Genomic DNA, 16,197 nt, shown 5'->3' with positions numbered 1-16,197 from the left:
CCTCGGCCTGCGTCACGCGGCCAGACGGATGGAGTAGAGCAGCAGCAGGGTCACGAGAAATCCGCTCAGAAAATTGAGCCGGAGAAAGCGCTTCCAGCCTCGGTTTGCGCGGCCCGACTCGGCATCGCTGACCGTCCAAAAGGGCCGAACCGCGAGAATATACGGCACGACGAGCAGAGCGGCCAGCGGCCCGGGCCACGGTGTGAACATCATGAGCAGGCCGGCCAGGGCCCAGAAGGTGATCGCGAGGCGCACCGTCGGCCAGGCGCCGAGCGCCGTCGCGATCGACGCGATTCCGGCGTGGCGATCGGGTTCAACGTCCTGCACGGCGCCGAAGGCATGGCTGGCCATGCCCCATAGAAAAAACGCCGCGAGCAGGGCCAGCAGTCCAGGGGTGATCGTGGCGCCGGCCACGACGAGGCCGTAGACGGCCGGGCTGACGAAGTGCGTGCTCGAGGTGATCGAGTCCAGAATGGGACGTTCCTTGAACCGCAGTCCGCGCACCGAGTAGGCGACGACGGCGAACAGGCTCCCGGCCAGGACGACCCATGACAACGGATGCTCCGCCCCCGCCAGCACCAGCATCGCCGCCCCCACAAGCCCCACGTTCACGACGCCGGCGCCGATCACCAGGTGGTGCAGAGCGGGATGCAGCAGAGCCCCCTCCGCGCCGCCCTTCCGAGGATTGCGCAGATCGGACTCGTAGTCGAAGACATCGTTGATGCCGTACATGAGCAGGTTGTACGGAATGAGAAAGAACAGGGTGCCAACGATCAGCAGTGCATCGATGCGTCCGGTGGTCACGACATAGGCCGCGGCGAAGGGAAAAGCCGTATTGATCCAGCTGAGGGGCCGGGACGACAGCACCACCTGGCGGGTCTTCCATGACACCGTGCCGAGCTGCTCAGTCATCCGTTCGTCCTATCTTGGTACGGCCCAGGAGAACCCACAGTGCGGGCAGCAGAATCGCCGCGGCGAGTGGGTAGGCAAAATCTTCGATCGGAGCGAGACCGACGAACAGACCCGAAATATGCGCCGGGTCGTAGCTGAACAGTCCAGCCCCGATCATCAGGTTATCGAAAACGGCCGTGAGTAGCAGGGTCAAGGCGAGGGCCAGCGTGACGGACACCACGAATTGGCGGGAAATCAACTGGCGCGCGAGCGCCATCGTGGCAATGGCGGCGGCCACGGCCAGAAAGATCGTATTCAGGATGAGATAGGTCATGCTCGGGTTTGCCGGTGCAGCACGAGCTGGGCCCCCCGTACCAGGATCATGGTGAGATAGCAGAGAAAGGTGAGAAAGACGAGCTCCTCGAGCGGTAGCTCCGGCGCCAGCTGCAGCCCGGTCATCAGGGTGGTTTCCCCGCGGTAGAAGATGCCCAGGCCGATTCCGAACAGGTCCCAGGTCAGAAAGAACAGCACGCCGATGCCGACCACGAGCGCGGCTCGAACCGGCGAGTGCCAGAAGAACAGACCAAAGCGCCAGTCCAGAACGACCATGCCGCCGAGCGAGACCAGCAGGGTGAGCAGGTACAGCAGGGTCACGATTGCTGCGGCGCAGACTTCACCGGGTCTCCGGCAGCCCCGTTCAAGTGAGTCGGACGTGCGGGCAACGGTTCGGCGAGCGGTCCCGTGGTCGTGTCGTGGCGCATCCGCTTAAGCAAAATCTCGGCGCTGATCAGGCACATAGGCAGCCCAATACCGGGAATGGTTGTACCGCCGGCGTAGTACAGTCCCGAGATTTTCTTCGACATGTTCGAACCGCGCAGAAAGGCGCTCTGCCGCAGGGTGTGCGCGGGGCCGAGGGCGCCGCCCTTCCAACTGTTCAGGTCAGCGGCGAAGTCGGCCGGACCGACGGTGCGGCGCACCACGATCCGGTCGGCCAAGTCGGGGATACCGGCCCAGCGGGAGACCTGCTCGATGGCGGCATCCGCGATCAGCTCGATCGTCCGCGAGCCGGCACCGTTGACACCACCGTGGCCAAGGGTCACGTCGGGCGGCACCGGCACCAGCACGAACAGGTTGCTGCTTCCAGCCGGCGCCACCGACTTATCCGTGGCGCTCGGCATGCAGACGTAGAGCGAGGCCGGTGACGGCACCGAGGGGCGCTTGCCGAAAATCTGCCCAAAGTTCTTACCCCAGTCCGTGGTGAAGAACAGTGAGTGGTGCTGCAGCTGGGAGATTTCCCCGGTCACGCCGAGCATGACCAGCACGGCCCCAGGGCCCGAGACGCGCTTGTCCCACCAGCGCTGGGGATAGGTTTGCAGTTCGGCCGGCACCAGCTCGGTCTCCGTGTGGTGCAGGTCCGCCGACGACACGACCGTGTCGGCGTGCAGATACTGCAGCTGGTCTTCGGCGTCCAGGTAGCTCACCCCGGCGATGGCCTTCTGATCGCTGACCCGAATCGCGGTGACCCGTGCGCCGGTGACAAGCTGCACACCCTCGGCGCGAGCGAGGGCGGAGATGCTGTCGATCAGGGTTCCGAAACCGCCCTGCGGGTAAAGCACGCCGTCGGCCAGATCGAGATGGCTCATGAGGTGGTACATCGACGGCGTCAGGTTCGGCGCCGACCCGAGAAAGACCGCCGGGTAGCCGAGGATCTGCCGCAGTCGGGGGTCGCTGACAAAGCCAGCCACGAACTTGTCCAGTGGTTGCAGCAGCAGACGGGCCAGCCGTCCGAGCCGCCGCAGCACGTCGGGCACTAAAAACGGGCGAAACGATTCGTAGCTGGAGTACAGAAAACGCTGCACGGCCAGGTCGTAGGTCTCGGCGGCCGAGTCGAGGTAACGGCGAAGCGCCGCCCCGGCCCCCGGCTGCAGCTGCTCAAATAAGCGGATGTTGGCGGCCCGGTCAGCGAGAATATCCACCGGGGCCTTGTCCCCTTCAAAGTGCACCCGATAGCCCGGGTCCAGCTTGACGAGGTCGAGTTGTTCGGCTGCGGAGGTTCCGAGCAGGCGGTAGAAGTGCTCGAATACCTCGGGCATGAGATACCACGATGGGCCGGTGTCGAAGTGAAAGCCACCGGTGTTCCACACGCCGGCCCGCCCGCCGAGCTCGGAACGGGCCTCGAGCAGGGTCACCTCATGGCCCTCGCGGGCGAGCAGGGCTGCACTCGCGAGGCCGGCGATACCGCCGCCGACCACGATCGTGCGGGTACGTCCGGTGCCGGTGGTTCCTGGACCGGTCATCGCTTCCACGCGCCGGGTCCGAAGGTAGCGGTCAGAGCAATCACGAATTTTTCTCCATCCGGCACCCGAACGCGGGAGCGCAGTAATCGATCGGCCGGTGTCGACCGTAGTCGATTCGACAGGCGGGTGAACAGGCCCTGCGCTGCGGCCACGGCCCGGCGGCAGCTGGCGGGCAGCAGGGGCAGCACGGCGCTGGCGATCTCGAGGTCGGCATCAATGTCTTCGAGGATCGCATTTTTCTGCGGGTCGCTGAGGTTCAGCGGGTCGATTCCCGGAAAGTAGTTGCGGCCGAGCACCTCACGATCGCAGGACAGGTCGCGCAGAAAATTGATCTTCTGAAAGGCCGCGCCCAGGTGGCGGGCACCGTCTTCGAGCACACTGACTTCGGCGGCGGTGCGGGGTGAGTGTTGCAGAAAGCAGCGTAGGCACATGAGTCCGATCACCTCGGCCGAGCCGTAAATATATTCGGCGACGCCCTCGGCGGTGAATGGTTCCGGGTCGAGGTCCCGGCGCATCGACGCAAAGAATGGGGCGATCAGACTGGAGTCGATGCCCGACTGGCGGGCCGTTGCAGCAAAGGCGTGCACTACCAGGTTCGTGCTGTAGCCGCGTACGATCGCCCGCTCGGTCTCGAGTTCGAGCTCGTCGAGCAGGTGCCGCTGTTCCTCGATGGAGACACCGGCCTCGGCGGCGGCGCCGTCCACGATCTCGTCGGCGATGCGCACGAGGGCATAGATGGTGCGCACCGGCGTGCGCACCTGGGCGTCGAGCAGCCGGGTGGCCAGTCCGAACGAGGTGGAATAGTGCCCGATGACGGTCGTCGAGCTCGCCCGGGCCGTCTCGGCGTACTTGTTCAGGTTGGTGGTCGTGCTGCCGGTTTGAACCGCGGCCCGAAACGGGCCCATCAGCGTGACCGATTCACGGCGGCTTCGGCGAGTTCAATCAGGCTGGCGCGCAGTTCCGCCGGAATGATCGCCGGGTCGAGGGCCTCCACCGCCAGTCGGGAGTGGTCGTAGGCCAGGCCTTCGGCCGCTTCCTTCGCTCCGCACGCGCGCAGGTATTCCCTGGCGCGTTCCGCTTCGTCGTCATTCAGGTCGACCTTGCCGAGATAGGGAGCGATCAGCGACCAGCTGGCGGTGCTGCCGGCGTGGGCGATCAGGGCGGTCTGCTTTCCCTCGCGCAGGTCGGCCGTCACGCTCTTGCCGGTTTTCAGTGGATCGCCGAAGACGCCGAGCAGGTCATCGGTCAGTTGGAACGCCACTCCAACGAGCCGTCCGTAGCGGCCGAGAACGCTAATCGCATCGGCCCCGGCCCCGGCCAGTACCGCTCCGGCCTGCAATGGGGCTTCGAAGGAATACACGGCGGTCTTATTCTCGAGGGTGGTGATGACCTCGGCCACCGTGAGCGGATGCCGCGCCGAACTGTTGGTGACGTCGGCCAGCTCCCCGGCTGCCGAGACGAAAACCGCCCGGTCGAGCAGGTCGAGCAGGCGCAGCCGGGTGGGCACATCGACCGGTAGTTTCGCCAGCGCGCGGTGTGCCTCACTCAGGGCGAGATCGCCCGCGAGAATTGCCGCCGCCGCAGCCCAAACCCCGGCCTGGTCGGCTGCTGCACCGTGGGCGAGCGCGCGGTCACTGAAGCGACCGGCAATGTTGGCCACTCCGCGGCGGGTCAGATCGCGGTCGATGACGTCGTCATGGATGAGGAAGGCCGTGTGCAGCAGCTCGAAGCTCACTGCGACCGGAGCGACGAGGCCCTGATCGCGCCCGCCGAAACCGGCATACGCCGCCAGGACCAGGGCGGGGCGCACGCGCTTGCCACCACTGCTGGCCTGGGCCAGGGAATCCCAGAGGGCGACGTAGTGCTCGCCGTAGTCGCTCGCCCGCAGCCGTGCGGCAGCGAAGAATCGAGCCAGCTCGATTTCTACTCCGGCCGGAACCGTGTCAAGCATGAACACGGTCCACGTGCTGTACTTGTGCCGGCAGTGTTGGCGGCGACCCGTTGGGCTGGGGTGCTGCTCCGTCGTGCGTGTGATCATCAACCAGCAGAATTTCGTGTTCATACAGCGCGTTGGCGGTGTGCACGTAATCTCCTTTTTAGGTCAACCCGATCAGTACACGAATAACTAACCAGGTTAGCGACTCCTCACGTTAGCATGGTCATATGATCCAAGATGAGCGTAACCCCCTGCAACAGGGGGCGTACTGGTATGACCCTGAGAAACATGGTGTTTCTTTCGCCATCGAGGTCTTGCGTGCCGTGCGTCGCTTTCGCGTAGCCGATGCCGCCATGCGTCATCGTGCGCAGGCCGAGATGAACGTCAACGAGACCGATCTGATGGCGCTGCGTCATCTCATCGCCTGCGAGCGGCAGGACCGGGTCGCCAGCCCGAAGGATCTCAGCGAATTCTTGAACATCTCCTCGGCGGCCACGGCAAAACTTCTCGCGAGATTGTCGGCATCCGGTCATATTCGCCGCGAGGTTAACCCGGCAGACGGGCGCGCGCAGCGGCTGTTCGCCACGCAGTCGTCGCACGACGAGATGCGCGACTCGCTTGCTGCCACTCACGAGCAGATGATGCGGGTCGTCCTCGAGCTCACCGGCGACCAGCAGATCGCTGTCGTGCATTTTCTTGATTCGATGTGCGCGATAGCTACGGTGCCGCACGCTCCGAAGGTACCGGCCGATGAGCTGGCTCCGGAGCGCTCGGAATCCTGACCCTGGCCATTCTTCCCGCATACGGTTGCGGGCAACGCAGCTTAAGATGAATCAGTGACTCAACTCTCTGCTCCCACTTCGCCGTCCTCCGCCGCCAGCCACGTCGAAGCACTTCTGGCCTCCTACCCCGATTTTCCCCAGCCCGGCATCGTGTTCCGCGATCTGAACCCGGTCTTCGCCGATGCCCTCGCCTTCCGCGCGATCGTCGATGACCTGGCCGACCAGCACCGCGGCCAGTTCGATGCCGTGGCCGGCATCGAGGCGCGCGGCTTTCTGCTGGCGGCCGCCGTCGGGTACGCAGCGCAGGCATCCGTTCTGGCCGTGCGCAAGGGCGGCAAACTGCCCGGCACTGTGCTGACCGAAGAATATGACCTTGAGTACGGCTCGGCACGCCTGGAACTCGAGGTCGGCCAGCTGCCCGCAGGTACCCGCGTCTTGATTCTCGACGACGTGTTGGCAACGGGTGGCACCATCGCTGCCACGAGCCGGCTGATCGAACGGGCCGGCTACACCGTCTCCGGTGTCGGCGTCGTGCTCGAACTGACCGATCTGCACGGTCGCGAACGTCTGGGCACAGCCCCGATGCACGCCATCATGTCGCTCTAGGGACCGAGAATCCACCGATAGCGGCAATTCGCCGGCCGCCTGAATTCTTTTTGGGGTCGCAGACGGGCATGCTTAGAGCATGACTGACGGTTCTAGCGTGTCTGGTGCGGCTGCGGCCGGTGTGCCTCGTCCTGGCGTGGATCGAGATAGCGGCGACGCCTGGGTTTACAGTCCGGACGGCCGCAAATATTGGGGCCGATTCGGGGCGGCCGGTCTGCTCGTGCATCATCCCGACCGTGGGGTGTTGCTGCAGCATCGCGCGGTATGGAGCCATTTTGGTGATACCTGGGGACTACCCGGTGGCGCCCGTCACGAGAACGAAACCGCGTTCGACGCGGCGCTGCGCGAAGCGCGGGAAGAAGCGGGCGTCCCGGCCCACCTCGTGACTTTGAAATTCACGTCGCGATTCGAGCTGGGATTCTGGTCGTACACGACCGTCGTTGTCGAGGCCACCGAGGTGTTCGAGCCGGTCATCAGCGATCTGGAGAGCATTGCCCTGCGGTGGGTGCCCGCCGACGGGGTGGACCTGCTCGCGCTGCATCCCGGTTTCGCTGCCAGTTGGCCGGCGCTGCAGGCGAGACTGGGCTGACCGAACCGCCGGGCGTGGAGCGCATTGCCGTGCGGTTCCGGTCGGGCGCTCGATAGAATGCGTATGTGACAGGCCCAGTGAACGCCACGGTGAGCGATCGGGTATTCAACCTGCCCAACATGCTGAGTTTTCTGCGTCTCCTGCTCGTGCCGGTGTTCCTGGTGCTGCTGGCTCTGGGGGAGGATGCCTGGGCGCTCGTCGTGCTCAGCATCTCCAGTTTCACGGACTGGCTGGATGGCTTTCTGGCCCGCCGTTGGAACCAGATCACCCGCCTCGGTCAGTTATTGGATCCGGCCGCCGATCGCCTCTATATCTTCGCTGCGCTGATCGGCCTGGCCTGGCGCGACCTCGTACCGTGGTGGATCGTGCTCGTCGTGGTGGGGCGCGATTTGTTTCTGCTGGCTCTGGGAATCGTCCTCGCGAACTTCGGTTTCGGACCGCTCCCGGTGCACCAACTGGGCAAGGTCGCTACCTTCTGCCTGTTCTACGCCCTGCCGATGCTCATGCTGGGGCAGGCATTTCCGCAGCTGGAATGGTGGTCGCAGCCGGTGGGGTGGGCCTTCGGAATCTGGGGCGCTTTTCTATACTGGTGGGCCGGCATTATCTACGCCATTGAAGCGATGCGAGTGATTCGACTACCGAGGGTCTCCGAGGGTGTATCTTCCGATACGCTGGAGCGATAGGAGGTGCATGATGGTCGATCTTTCCGGTAGGAATAATTCCGAGGAGCAGAACGAGCACGTGCCCGCAGATCAGCCAGAGAACCCGACGACAGGCGAAGCAATGCCCAGCAAGGCGCAGTCCACCCCAGCATCGTCCAACGCGGTGTCGTCCAACGCGGTGTCGTCCAACGGCTCAGTGCCCAACGGCTCAGTGCCCACCGGCTCAGTGCCCACCGGCTCAGTGCCCATCGACGCCGTGTCCGGCGAAGCGACGACGGTGCACGACATGCTCAGCACCGATACGACCATGAACTTCAGCCAGGAGTTCGCCGTCCAGATCGCGTCGATCGACTCCAACGTGACCGCAGAGGAACAGGAGTCGATCGCAGCGTTGCCGTCGGGCTCTGCGCTCATGGTGGTGCGGCGTGGCCCCAATGCCGGCGCCCGCTTTCTGCTGGACGCCGATCTCACGAGTGTCGGCCGGCACCCCAACGCGGACATCTTTCTCGACGATGTCACCGTGTCCCGCCGTCACGCCGAATTTCTGCGCAACGGCACCGCGTTCACCGTCAAAGACCTCGGCTCGCTCAACGGCACGTACTACGAGGGGGAGCGCATCGAAACCGCGCGCCTCACCGACGGTACGGAGGTGCAGGTCGGTAAATTCCGCCTGACCTTCTACGCCTCCCGCCTTGACCTCGCCCGCGCGGCGAGCGAATAGTGGCGGCAAGCGCCGCTCAGGCCCGGCCCGTGTCGGCGGCGAAGGCCCAGTCCCCGGGCTCGGCGCCGTTGCTGAGCATTGGCCAGGTTCTGGCACGCCTCACGCCGGAATTCGCTGATCTCACCCCGTCCAAGCTGCGTTTTCTCGAGGAGCAGGGTCTGGTCTCGCCGGCTCGCACTGAATCGGGCTATCGCAAGTTCTGTACGGGCGACGTGGATCGGTTACGGCTGATTTTGTCGATGCAGCGCGATCACTACCTGCCGTTGAAAGTTATCCGTTCTTATTTGGACGATCTGGACGCCGGACTCTCTCCGGTGCTGCCGGGCGGAACGACCCCGGGGCCGTCGATGCTCGGCACCGTACGACGGCTCTCCCGGGAAGACCTCCTGCGCGAAGCGGGAGCATCGGCGACCCTGCTGCACGATGCCGTTTCGGCGTCGATCATCCTGCCCGCCGATTACTACGGCGATGGGGCACTGAACGTGCTGCGTGCCCTCGTGGAGCTGCAGCGCAGCGGCATCGAACCGCGCCACCTGCGTGGCTTCCGTGGGGCCGCTGAACGTGAGCTCGGTCTGATTGAGAGTGCCCTGGTGCCCCTGGCTCGGCGTAAAGACGCCTCGAGCCGGGCAAAGGCTGCCGAAATGGCGGTAGAAATCGCCGGTCAGCTCGAAGTGATTCGGGGCAGCCTGATTCGCTCAGCTCTGGGTCGACTGACCAAGTAGGTCGTAGACTGATTCAAGCACAAACCGTCGTGAAGTCGGGTGACGCCATCGCAACGGGTGTCTTAGTCGGTGCCTGGCGCCGACACGCCAAACCGTTGGCGCGAATGTCAGGCACTTAGGCACCCGACCTCGGTACCGTAGCTAGATCGATCCACAGCAGGACGTCGTCGCATCACCAGCTGCAAGGCGCAAACCTTCAGCACTAGTTTTCTCATTAATCCTTTTGCACCACGTATCTTTTGCACCAGTTCCACACCACAGTGAATCAGGGCGCCACCGCCAGCTGAATCACCGCACCACGTAAACCCCCGAGAGGCAACCCATATGAGTGAGCTCAAGCCTGACGCTGACGCTTCGCGTTACTCGTTAGGACTGCTGTTCACCGATGGCATGCCCGAGCTCGATGAGAACTCCGGCTACCGCGGCGCTGTCGCTGCGCGTGCCGCTGGTATCAGCTATCGCCAGCTCGACTACTGGGCCCGCACCGGCTTGGTCGAGCCCACTGTGCGTGGGGCGGCCGGATCCGGCTCCCAGCGCCTCTACGGCTTTCGAGACATCCTCGTGCTCAAACTCGTCAAACGCCTGCTCGACACCGGAATCTCACTGCAGCAGATTCGCACCGCGGTCAACCAGCTGCGCGAATCGGGAATCAGCGATCTCGCCCAGACCACTCTCATGAGCGATGGCGCGAGTGTCTACCTCTGCACCTCCAACGACGAGGTCATCGATCTGGTCAGCCGTGGCCAGGGCGTCTTCGGCATCGCCGTTGGCAAGGTGCTGCGTGAGGTCGAGACCAGCCTGGTCGAGCTCGACATGCAGCCCGTCGACCCCGCCGACGAGTTGGCAGCCCGTCGCACAACCCGCAAAATCTCCTAGCAGCGCCCTCCGCGAGCGCCCACCCACAAACCCGCAGACACGGTCGGGTCGGTCGATGGTGATTTCGAGCTCGATCAGCGGATGGGGACGAGCGCAGGCACTGGCGGGTCGGTCAGGCCGGTAGGGCAAGCCTGCAGTCGAAGTACTTGGTCACGCTGCGAAGCAGCCGTGACCCGCGTCGGGCGCGCCCATCCCGAAGTCGATGCGGGGGGCGGTTGTCTGCGGGGTGCGAGTTTCGCCGTTTCGGATTCCACCGAAGCAACGGCGATGTCTGAGCCGATCAGCAGATGACTGCACCCGCATCGCCCACCCAAAATCTTGTAAATCCAAAAAGCCGCGGTTCGAACTCAGCGACCTCGCAGGAGCCGAGATTCGAACTAGTGCGCGGAAACCTCGGCGTACTCGCCGATGCGCGCCGTGCGCAGCACCCGGTCGAGCAGCTGGTCGAAGTAGCCGGCCATTTCGAGGGCACTGTCACCCGGCCAGATGTGCAGCGGCTTCGCAGCCCCCTGCGCCTGCTGCAGCGAGGTGCGCTCGGGCAGCTGCGGGCTGAGCACGAGCGGCCCGAACATGTCGCGCAGCTCCTTGATCCGGAACTGGTGCTCGAGCGACGCCGTGCGGGCCCGGTTCACGATGATTCCGAGCGGCTGCAGCCGCGGACTCAGCCCACGGCGAATTTCTTCGATCGCGCGCAGCGCCCGGTCGGCCGCTGCGACCGAGAACAGGCCGGGCTCGGTCACAACCGCAACCCGGTCGCTCGCAGCCCACGCTGTGCGCGTGAGAGCGTTGAGCGAGGGCGCACAGTCGATGAGTACGAGCTCATAGTCCTTCTCGATCGTCGAGAGTGCTTCCTCGAGTTTCCAGATATCACGGATGCTCGGGTGCGGCCCGTCGAAATTGATGGCCGAGGGGCTGCCGATCATGATGTCAATCGTGCCTGGGCGATTCCGCGTCCAACCGCTGGGCGCAATGGCGGCCCGAACGGTTTTTTCCTTCGGCGAGCTGAGCACATCGGCGACATTGAGGTGACCGGCAACCTGAATGTCCATTCCGGTGGAAACATCGGACTGCGGATCGAGATCCACGACCAGTGTCCGCACGCCGCGGGCGAAGGCTGCAGAAGCCAGACCAAGGGTCACCGTGGTCTTTCCTACGCCTCCTTTGAGGGAGCTAACGCTGAGTACGTGCATGAGTAGCAAGGTTACCTTCACTAGTGTTAGAGAACCTAACCGTTAGCTGTGCGCCCGGCTGCCCTCGAAAGGCTTGCATGTTTGAGAAAATCCTTGTTGCCAACCGCGGAGAGATTGCGATCCGTGCCATGCGCGCGGCGTACGAGCTCGGAGCCAAGACCGTGGCTGTGTTTCCGTTTGAGGATCGGAATTCTTTGCACCGCTTAAAAGCGGATGAGGCGTATCAGATCGGCGAGGCCGGGCATCCGGTTCGCGCGTATCTCGACGTGAGTGAAATCATCCGCGTGGCGAAGGAATGCGGCGCCGACGCCATCTACCCCGGCTACGGTTTTCTGTCGGAGAACCCCGAGCTGGCCGATGCGGCCGCCGCTGCCGGCATTACGTTCATCGGCCCGGGCGCCGACGTGCTCGAAATGGCCGGCAACAAGGTCACCGCGAAGGAGCACGCCATAGCGGCCGGCGTTCCCGTGCTGAAGTCGACGCAGCCGTCGACCGATGTTGAGCTGCTGATCAGCCAGGCCGACGAGATCGGTTTTCCCATCTTCGCCAAGGCCGTCGCCGGTGGTGGCGGGCGTGGCATGCGTCGCGTTGCTAAGAAGAGCGAGCTGCGTGGAGCGCTCGAAGAGGCCATGCGTGAGGCCAACAGCGCTTTCGGCGACGCCACGATGTTCCTTGAAGCTGCGGTGCTTCGGCCCCGGCACATCGAGGTGCAGATTTTGGCGGATGCGTCCGGCGAGACGGTGCACCTGTTCGAACGCGACTGCTCGGTGCAGCGTCGGCACCAGAAGGTCATCGAGATCGCTCCGGCGCCGAACCTGAGCGATGAGATTCGGGTGCAGCTCTACGCCGACGCGATCAAGTTCGCCCGCTCGATCGGCTACGTCAACGCCGGCACGGTCGAGTTTCTGCTCGACACCGTCGGCGAACGCGCTGGGCAGCACGTGTTCATCGAGATGAACCCGCGCATCCAGGTGGAACACACCGTCACCGAGGAGGTCACCGATGTTGACCTGGTGCAGGCGCAGATCCGCATCGCGGCGGGGGAGACCCTCGAAGAGATCGGCCTGACCCAGGGCGAGATCCGTCTGCGCGGTGCCGCCCTGCAGTGCCGCATCACCACCGAAGACCCCGCCGCCGGGTTCCGACCCGACACCGGCAAGATCACCACCTATCGCTCTCCCGGTGGCGCCGGCATCCGCTTGGACGGTGGCACGATCAACCCGGGCGCCCAGATCAGCCCACACTTCGACTCGATGCTCGCCAAGCTCACCTGCCGCGGCCGCGACTACGCCGCCGCCGTCGTGCGGTCCAAGCGCGCGCTCGCGGAGTTCCGCATTCGGGGCGTCTCCACCAATATTTCGTTCCTGCAGGCCGTGCTCGACGACCCCGACTTCGCCGCCGGTGACCTGAGCACCTCGTTCATTGACGAGCGTCCGGAGCTGCTGCGCGGCCGGGAGTCCAAGGACCGCGGCACCAAGATTCTCAATTGGCTGGCCGACGTCACCGTCAATCAACCCAACGGCGCGCCGCCCACCACGGTGCACCCGCGCGACAAACTGCCACAGCTCGACATCACGCAGCCGGCCCCGGACGGCTCACGCCAGAAGCTGCAGCTGCTCGGCCCAACCAAGTTCGCCGCCGACCTGCGTGGCCAGACCGCACTCGCTGTCACCGACACGACGTTCCGGGATGCCCACCAGTCGCTGCTCGCGACGCGGGTGCGCACCAAGGACCTCGTCGCTGTCGCCCCGTATGTGGCCCGGCTGACGCCGCAGTTGCTGTCGGTCGAAGCGTGGGGCGGTGCCACCTACGACGTGGCACTGCGTTTTCTTGGCGAGGACCCGTGGGAACGCCTTGCGAGCCTGCGCGAAGCCCTGCCGAACATTAACCTGCAGATGCTTCTGCGCGGCCGCAACACCGTCGGCTACACCCCGTATCCGACGGAGGTGACCGACGCGTTCGTGCGGGAGGCCACCGCCACCGGTGTGGACATCTTCCGCATCTTCGACGCCCTCAACGACGTGTCGCAGATGCGTCCGGCGATCGACGCGGTGCTGAACACCGGTACCGCCCTGGCCGAGGTCGCCGTCTGCTACACCGGCGATCTGCTCGACCCGGCCGAGAATCTCTACACCCTCGACTACTACCTGCGCCTGGCCGAGCAGATCGTCGCCAGCGGCGCGCACGTGATCGGCATCAAGGACATGGCCGGGCTGCTCCGTCCGAGCGCCGCCGAGAAGCTCGTTAGCGCGTTCCGTGAACGGTTCGACCTGCCCGTGCACGTGCACACCCATGACACCCCGGGCGGCCAGCTCGCGACGCTGCTCGCCGCGGCGCGAGCCGGTGCGGACGCCGTGGACGTGGCATCCGCTCCGATGGCCGGCACGACCAGCCAGCCGTCGGCATCCTCTCTCGTCGCCGCCCTCGCCCATACCGAACGCGACACCGGCATTTCGCTCAAGGCCACGACCGACCTCGAGCCGTACTGGGAAGCCGTGCGCACCCTGTACCGCCCGTTCGAATCGGGCCTGTCCGCCCCGACCGGCCGGGTATACTCGCATGAAATTCCGGGCGGGCAGCTGTCGAACCTGCGCACCCAGGCCGTTGCCCTCGGCCTGGCCGACCACTTCGAACTGATCGAAGACATGTACACCGCCGCGAACACCATCCTCGGCCGGGTGCCCAAGGTCACCCCGTCGTCGAAGGTCGTCGGTGACCTCGCCCTCTATCTCGCCGCGGTGAAGGCCGACCCGGCCGACTTCGAGCAAAACCCGGACAAGTACGATGTGCCGGACTCCGTGATCGGATTCATGGCCGGCGAACTCGGCGAGCTGCCCGGCGGCTGGCCGGAGCCCTTCCGTACCAAGGTGCTCGCTGGACGCAACGTGCGCGTCGGCGTCACCGAGATCACCGCGGGGGAGCGCGCCGCGCTCGAAGCCACGAGCGCCGAACGTCGCTCGATGCTCAACCAACTGCTGTTCCCGGCGCCGACCCGCCAGTTCGAACAGGTCAAGGAGACCTACGGTGACCTCTCGGTCATCGACACGCTCGATTACCTCTACGGCCTGCATCAGGGCCAGGAACACGCCGTCGAGATTGAAAAGGGCGTTCGCCTCTACGTCGGCCTCGAAGCCATCGGTGAAGCCGACGAGAAGGGCATGCGCACCGTCATGACCATCCTCAACGGCCAGCTGCGCCCCGTCTTCGTGCGCGACACCAGCATTACGGTGCAGACTAAAATCGCTGAGAAAGCGGATGCCAACCAGCCCGGCCAGATCGCCGCGCCCTTCTCCGGCGTGGTCACCCTGCAGATCGAAGAAGGCGCCCAGGTCGAAGCCGGCCAGAGCGTCGCGTCGATCGAAGCCATGAAAATGGAAGCCGCGATCACCTCGCCGATCGCCGGAACCATCGAGCGGGTCGCCATCCCGCTCACCCAGCAGGTCGATGCCGGCGATCTGCTCGTGGTGGTGTGTCCACGCTAAGATTAGGGCCGTTATCGATCAGTTGAGGATGTGCCGTGCCAGACAAACGTACTGACGACCAGAGTGCGCCCGCGCGCCCCGTGTCGGCCACCGCCAAACGAACCCGGGACGAGCATCGCGGTACCGATGACCGCGGTGCGGAATACCACAGCGAGCTGCCACCGCACACGATCGACAACCTCGCAGCCTCCCTGCCCGAGAGTTTGAGCGTTCCCATCGACGTGCCCGCCGCTCCGCGGCGGGCCGTCGCCGCGGGGGGACTGAGCACCTCCGTCGAAAACACCCGCGCCCTGCCGACCCCGGCCACCCACACCGTCGAAATCAACACGCCGGCCCCGGCCAGGGCGGCTGGCGCCAGTTCCGCCATCGAATCGCTTTCCAGAACGGATGCCGCAGCGTCGGTTCGGCGCGATCGCATCCGCTCCGAAAACAGCTCAGCCCCCGAGTCGGCGGCCATGCTGACCTCGGATCGCCTGCTCACTGTGAACCGCAAGACCCGCAAGGCGCCGCAGGGCGCCTGGCCGGAATTCATCTACGCGCTCTCGCTGCACCTGGTCAATCTCGGCGACTCGCCCAAGGTGCGCGCCTACAAGGAGATGGATGAGCGCATTCGTCGCAAGTTCGAAGGCGGCACCCGGTTCGTGCCGATCCTCACCCGCAAGGGCGGCGTCGGCAAGACCACCGTCACGACGCTGCTCGGCATGGCGCTGGCCGACGCTCGAGACGACCGCATCATCGCGATCGACGCCAACCCCGACCGCGGAACGCTCTCCGAACGCGTGAGCAAGCAGACCCGCTCGACCGTGCGCGATGTCGTCTCGAAGGCCGCATCGATCGGCAACTTCACCGATTTCTCCACGCTCGTCTCGCGCGATGAAACCCGCCTCGACATTCTTGCTTCGGACACCGACCCGCTGCTCTCCGAAGCCTTCGATGAGAACGACTACAACGTCGTCGCCGACCTGGCCGCGCGTTACTACTCGATCGCCCTCACCGACTGCGGCACCGGCATTGTGCACTCGGTCATGCGCGCCACCCTACAGCGGGCCGACTCAATCGTCATCGTCTCCGGAGGAAGCGTCGACGAGGCGCGTTTGGCCTCCGAGACCCTGACCTGGCTCGAAGCGAACGGCTACGGCGACCTCGTACGCAACGCGATCGTCGCGCTCAACACGGCCACGCAGGGCACCAACCTGGTGCGCCTCGAAGAGATCGAGTCGCACTTCCGCTCGCGGGTGCGAGAAATCGTGCGCATTCCCTATGACCCCCAGCTCGCCGCCGGCAGCGTCGTGTCCTACAAGGACCTCAGGCCGATCACTCGGCTGGCTGCGCGCACCCTGGCGGAGCTCGTCGTCGAGGGTCTCCCTGCCGACCGCAGCGCCTAACCCGACCCGCCCAGGGGATACGCTGAATCCGCTTGAACCAGTCGTGCCCTCCTGCTCA

At 65.1% G+C, this 16,197-nt stretch carries 16 protein-coding genes; 9 read left to right on the top strand and 7 right to left on the bottom strand.

Going from position 1 to position 16,197, the window contains the following annotated elements:
• Positions 1-12: 12 nt before the first annotated feature.
• The 6 genes from E3O11_RS14905 to E3O11_RS14885 are packed head-to-tail and all read right to left on the bottom strand — an operon-like array spanning position 13 to position 5,139.
• Positions 13-912, bottom strand: coding sequence for a prenyltransferase (locus E3O11_RS14905; protein WP_092450595.1), 900 nt, complete (start codon positions 910-912; stop codon positions 13-15).
• Positions 905-1,225, bottom strand: coding sequence for a lycopene cyclase domain-containing protein (locus E3O11_RS14900; RefSeq protein ID WP_092450593.1), 321 nt, complete (start codon positions 1,223-1,225; stop codon positions 905-907). Before E3O11_RS14900 ends, E3O11_RS14905 begins: the two co-directional genes overlap by 8 nt.
• On the bottom strand, positions 1,222-1,545 hold the full coding sequence (locus E3O11_RS14895) for a lycopene cyclase domain-containing protein (RefSeq protein ID WP_092450590.1): 324 nt from the start codon (positions 1,543-1,545) through the stop codon (positions 1,222-1,224). Before E3O11_RS14895 ends, E3O11_RS14900 begins: the two co-directional genes overlap by 4 nt.
• On the bottom strand, positions 1,542-3,188 hold the full coding sequence (crtI, locus tag E3O11_RS17725) for a phytoene desaturase family protein (RefSeq protein ID WP_166787596.1): 1,647 nt from the start codon (positions 3,186-3,188) through the stop codon (positions 1,542-1,544). Before crtI ends, E3O11_RS14895 begins: the two co-directional genes overlap by 4 nt.
• Entirely contained in the window at positions 3,185-4,093 is a 909-nt protein-coding gene (locus E3O11_RS17720) for a phytoene/squalene synthase family protein (protein WP_166787595.1), read from the bottom strand. The genes crtI and E3O11_RS17720 overlap by 4 nt, the downstream gene beginning before the upstream one ends.
• Positions 4,093-5,139: a polyprenyl synthetase family protein gene (locus tag E3O11_RS14885; protein WP_158251660.1), complete on the bottom strand. Its 1,047-nt coding sequence runs from the start codon at positions 5,137-5,139 to the stop codon at positions 4,093-4,095. The genes E3O11_RS17720 and E3O11_RS14885 overlap by 1 nt, the downstream gene beginning before the upstream one ends.
• Positions 5,140-5,351: 212 nt before the next feature.
• On the opposite strand from E3O11_RS14885, the gene E3O11_RS14880 reads away from it, so the two are divergent.
• The 7 genes from E3O11_RS14880 to E3O11_RS14850 all read left to right on the top strand — a co-directional run bounded on the left by E3O11_RS14880 (position 5,352) and on the right by E3O11_RS14850 (position 10,082).
• Positions 5,352-5,906 carry a MarR family winged helix-turn-helix transcriptional regulator gene (locus tag E3O11_RS14880; RefSeq protein WP_092450586.1) on the top strand — a complete coding sequence of 185 codons (555 nt, stop codon included), beginning with the start codon at positions 5,352-5,354 and terminating at the stop codon, positions 5,904-5,906.
• A gap of 54 nt (positions 5,907-5,960) precedes the next feature.
• Complete coding sequence (locus tag E3O11_RS14875) at positions 5,961-6,512, top strand: adenine phosphoribosyltransferase (protein ID WP_092450584.1); 552 nt, start codon at positions 5,961-5,963, stop codon at positions 6,510-6,512.
• Positions 6,513-6,591: 79 nt separating this feature from the next.
• On the top strand, positions 6,592-7,101 hold the full coding sequence (locus E3O11_RS14870; RefSeq protein ID WP_092450581.1) for an NUDIX domain-containing protein: 510 nt from the start codon (positions 6,592-6,594) through the stop codon (positions 7,099-7,101).
• 65 nt (positions 7,102-7,166) lie between these two features.
• Complete coding sequence (locus tag E3O11_RS14865) at positions 7,167-7,784, top strand: CDP-alcohol phosphatidyltransferase family protein (protein ID WP_307725655.1); 618 nt, start codon at positions 7,167-7,169, stop codon at positions 7,782-7,784.
• 265 nt (positions 7,785-8,049) lie between these two features.
• Positions 8,050-8,484, top strand: coding sequence for an FHA domain-containing protein (locus E3O11_RS14860; protein ID WP_092450743.1), 435 nt, complete (start codon positions 8,050-8,052; stop codon positions 8,482-8,484).
• Positions 8,484-9,206: a transcriptional regulator FtsR gene (gene ftsR, locus E3O11_RS14855; protein WP_092450579.1), complete on the top strand. Its 723-nt coding sequence runs from the start codon at positions 8,484-8,486 to the stop codon at positions 9,204-9,206. The genes E3O11_RS14860 and ftsR overlap by 1 nt, the downstream gene beginning before the upstream one ends.
• A gap of 324 nt (positions 9,207-9,530) precedes the next feature.
• On the top strand, positions 9,531-10,082 hold the full coding sequence (locus E3O11_RS14850) for a MerR family transcriptional regulator (RefSeq protein WP_092450577.1): 552 nt from the start codon (positions 9,531-9,533) through the stop codon (positions 10,080-10,082).
• 377 nt (positions 10,083-10,459) lie between these two features.
• On the opposite strand, the gene E3O11_RS14845 is transcribed toward E3O11_RS14850, so the two are convergent.
• The gene (locus E3O11_RS14845) at positions 10,460-11,272 is read right to left on the bottom strand and encodes a ParA family protein (protein ID WP_092450575.1); all 813 of its coding nucleotides are present in this window, start codon (positions 11,270-11,272) and stop codon (positions 10,460-10,462) included.
• Between the two features lie 77 nt (positions 11,273-11,349).
• Between E3O11_RS14845 and E3O11_RS14840 the strand changes: the two genes are divergently transcribed.
• Both E3O11_RS14840 and E3O11_RS14835 read left to right on the top strand, forming a co-directional pair.
• Complete coding sequence (locus tag E3O11_RS14840) at positions 11,350-14,754, top strand: pyruvate carboxylase (protein ID WP_092450573.1); 3,405 nt, start codon at positions 11,350-11,352, stop codon at positions 14,752-14,754.
• A gap of 35 nt (positions 14,755-14,789) precedes the next feature.
• A complete protein-coding gene (locus tag E3O11_RS14835; RefSeq protein WP_241994742.1) occupies positions 14,790-16,139 on the top strand; it encodes a MinD/ParA family ATP-binding protein in 1,350 nt (449 codons plus the stop codon).
• Positions 16,140-16,197 lie beyond the last annotated feature (58 nt).

Origin of the sequence: Cryobacterium levicorallinum, assembly GCF_004402405.1 — a bacterium.
In the GTDB taxonomy this organism is placed as follows: Bacteria; Actinomycetota; Actinomycetes; order Actinomycetales; family Microbacteriaceae; genus Cryobacterium; species Cryobacterium levicorallinum.
The sequence above is the reverse complement of the archived record's forward strand: the minus strand, read 5'-3'. Positions and strand labels throughout refer to the sequence as shown.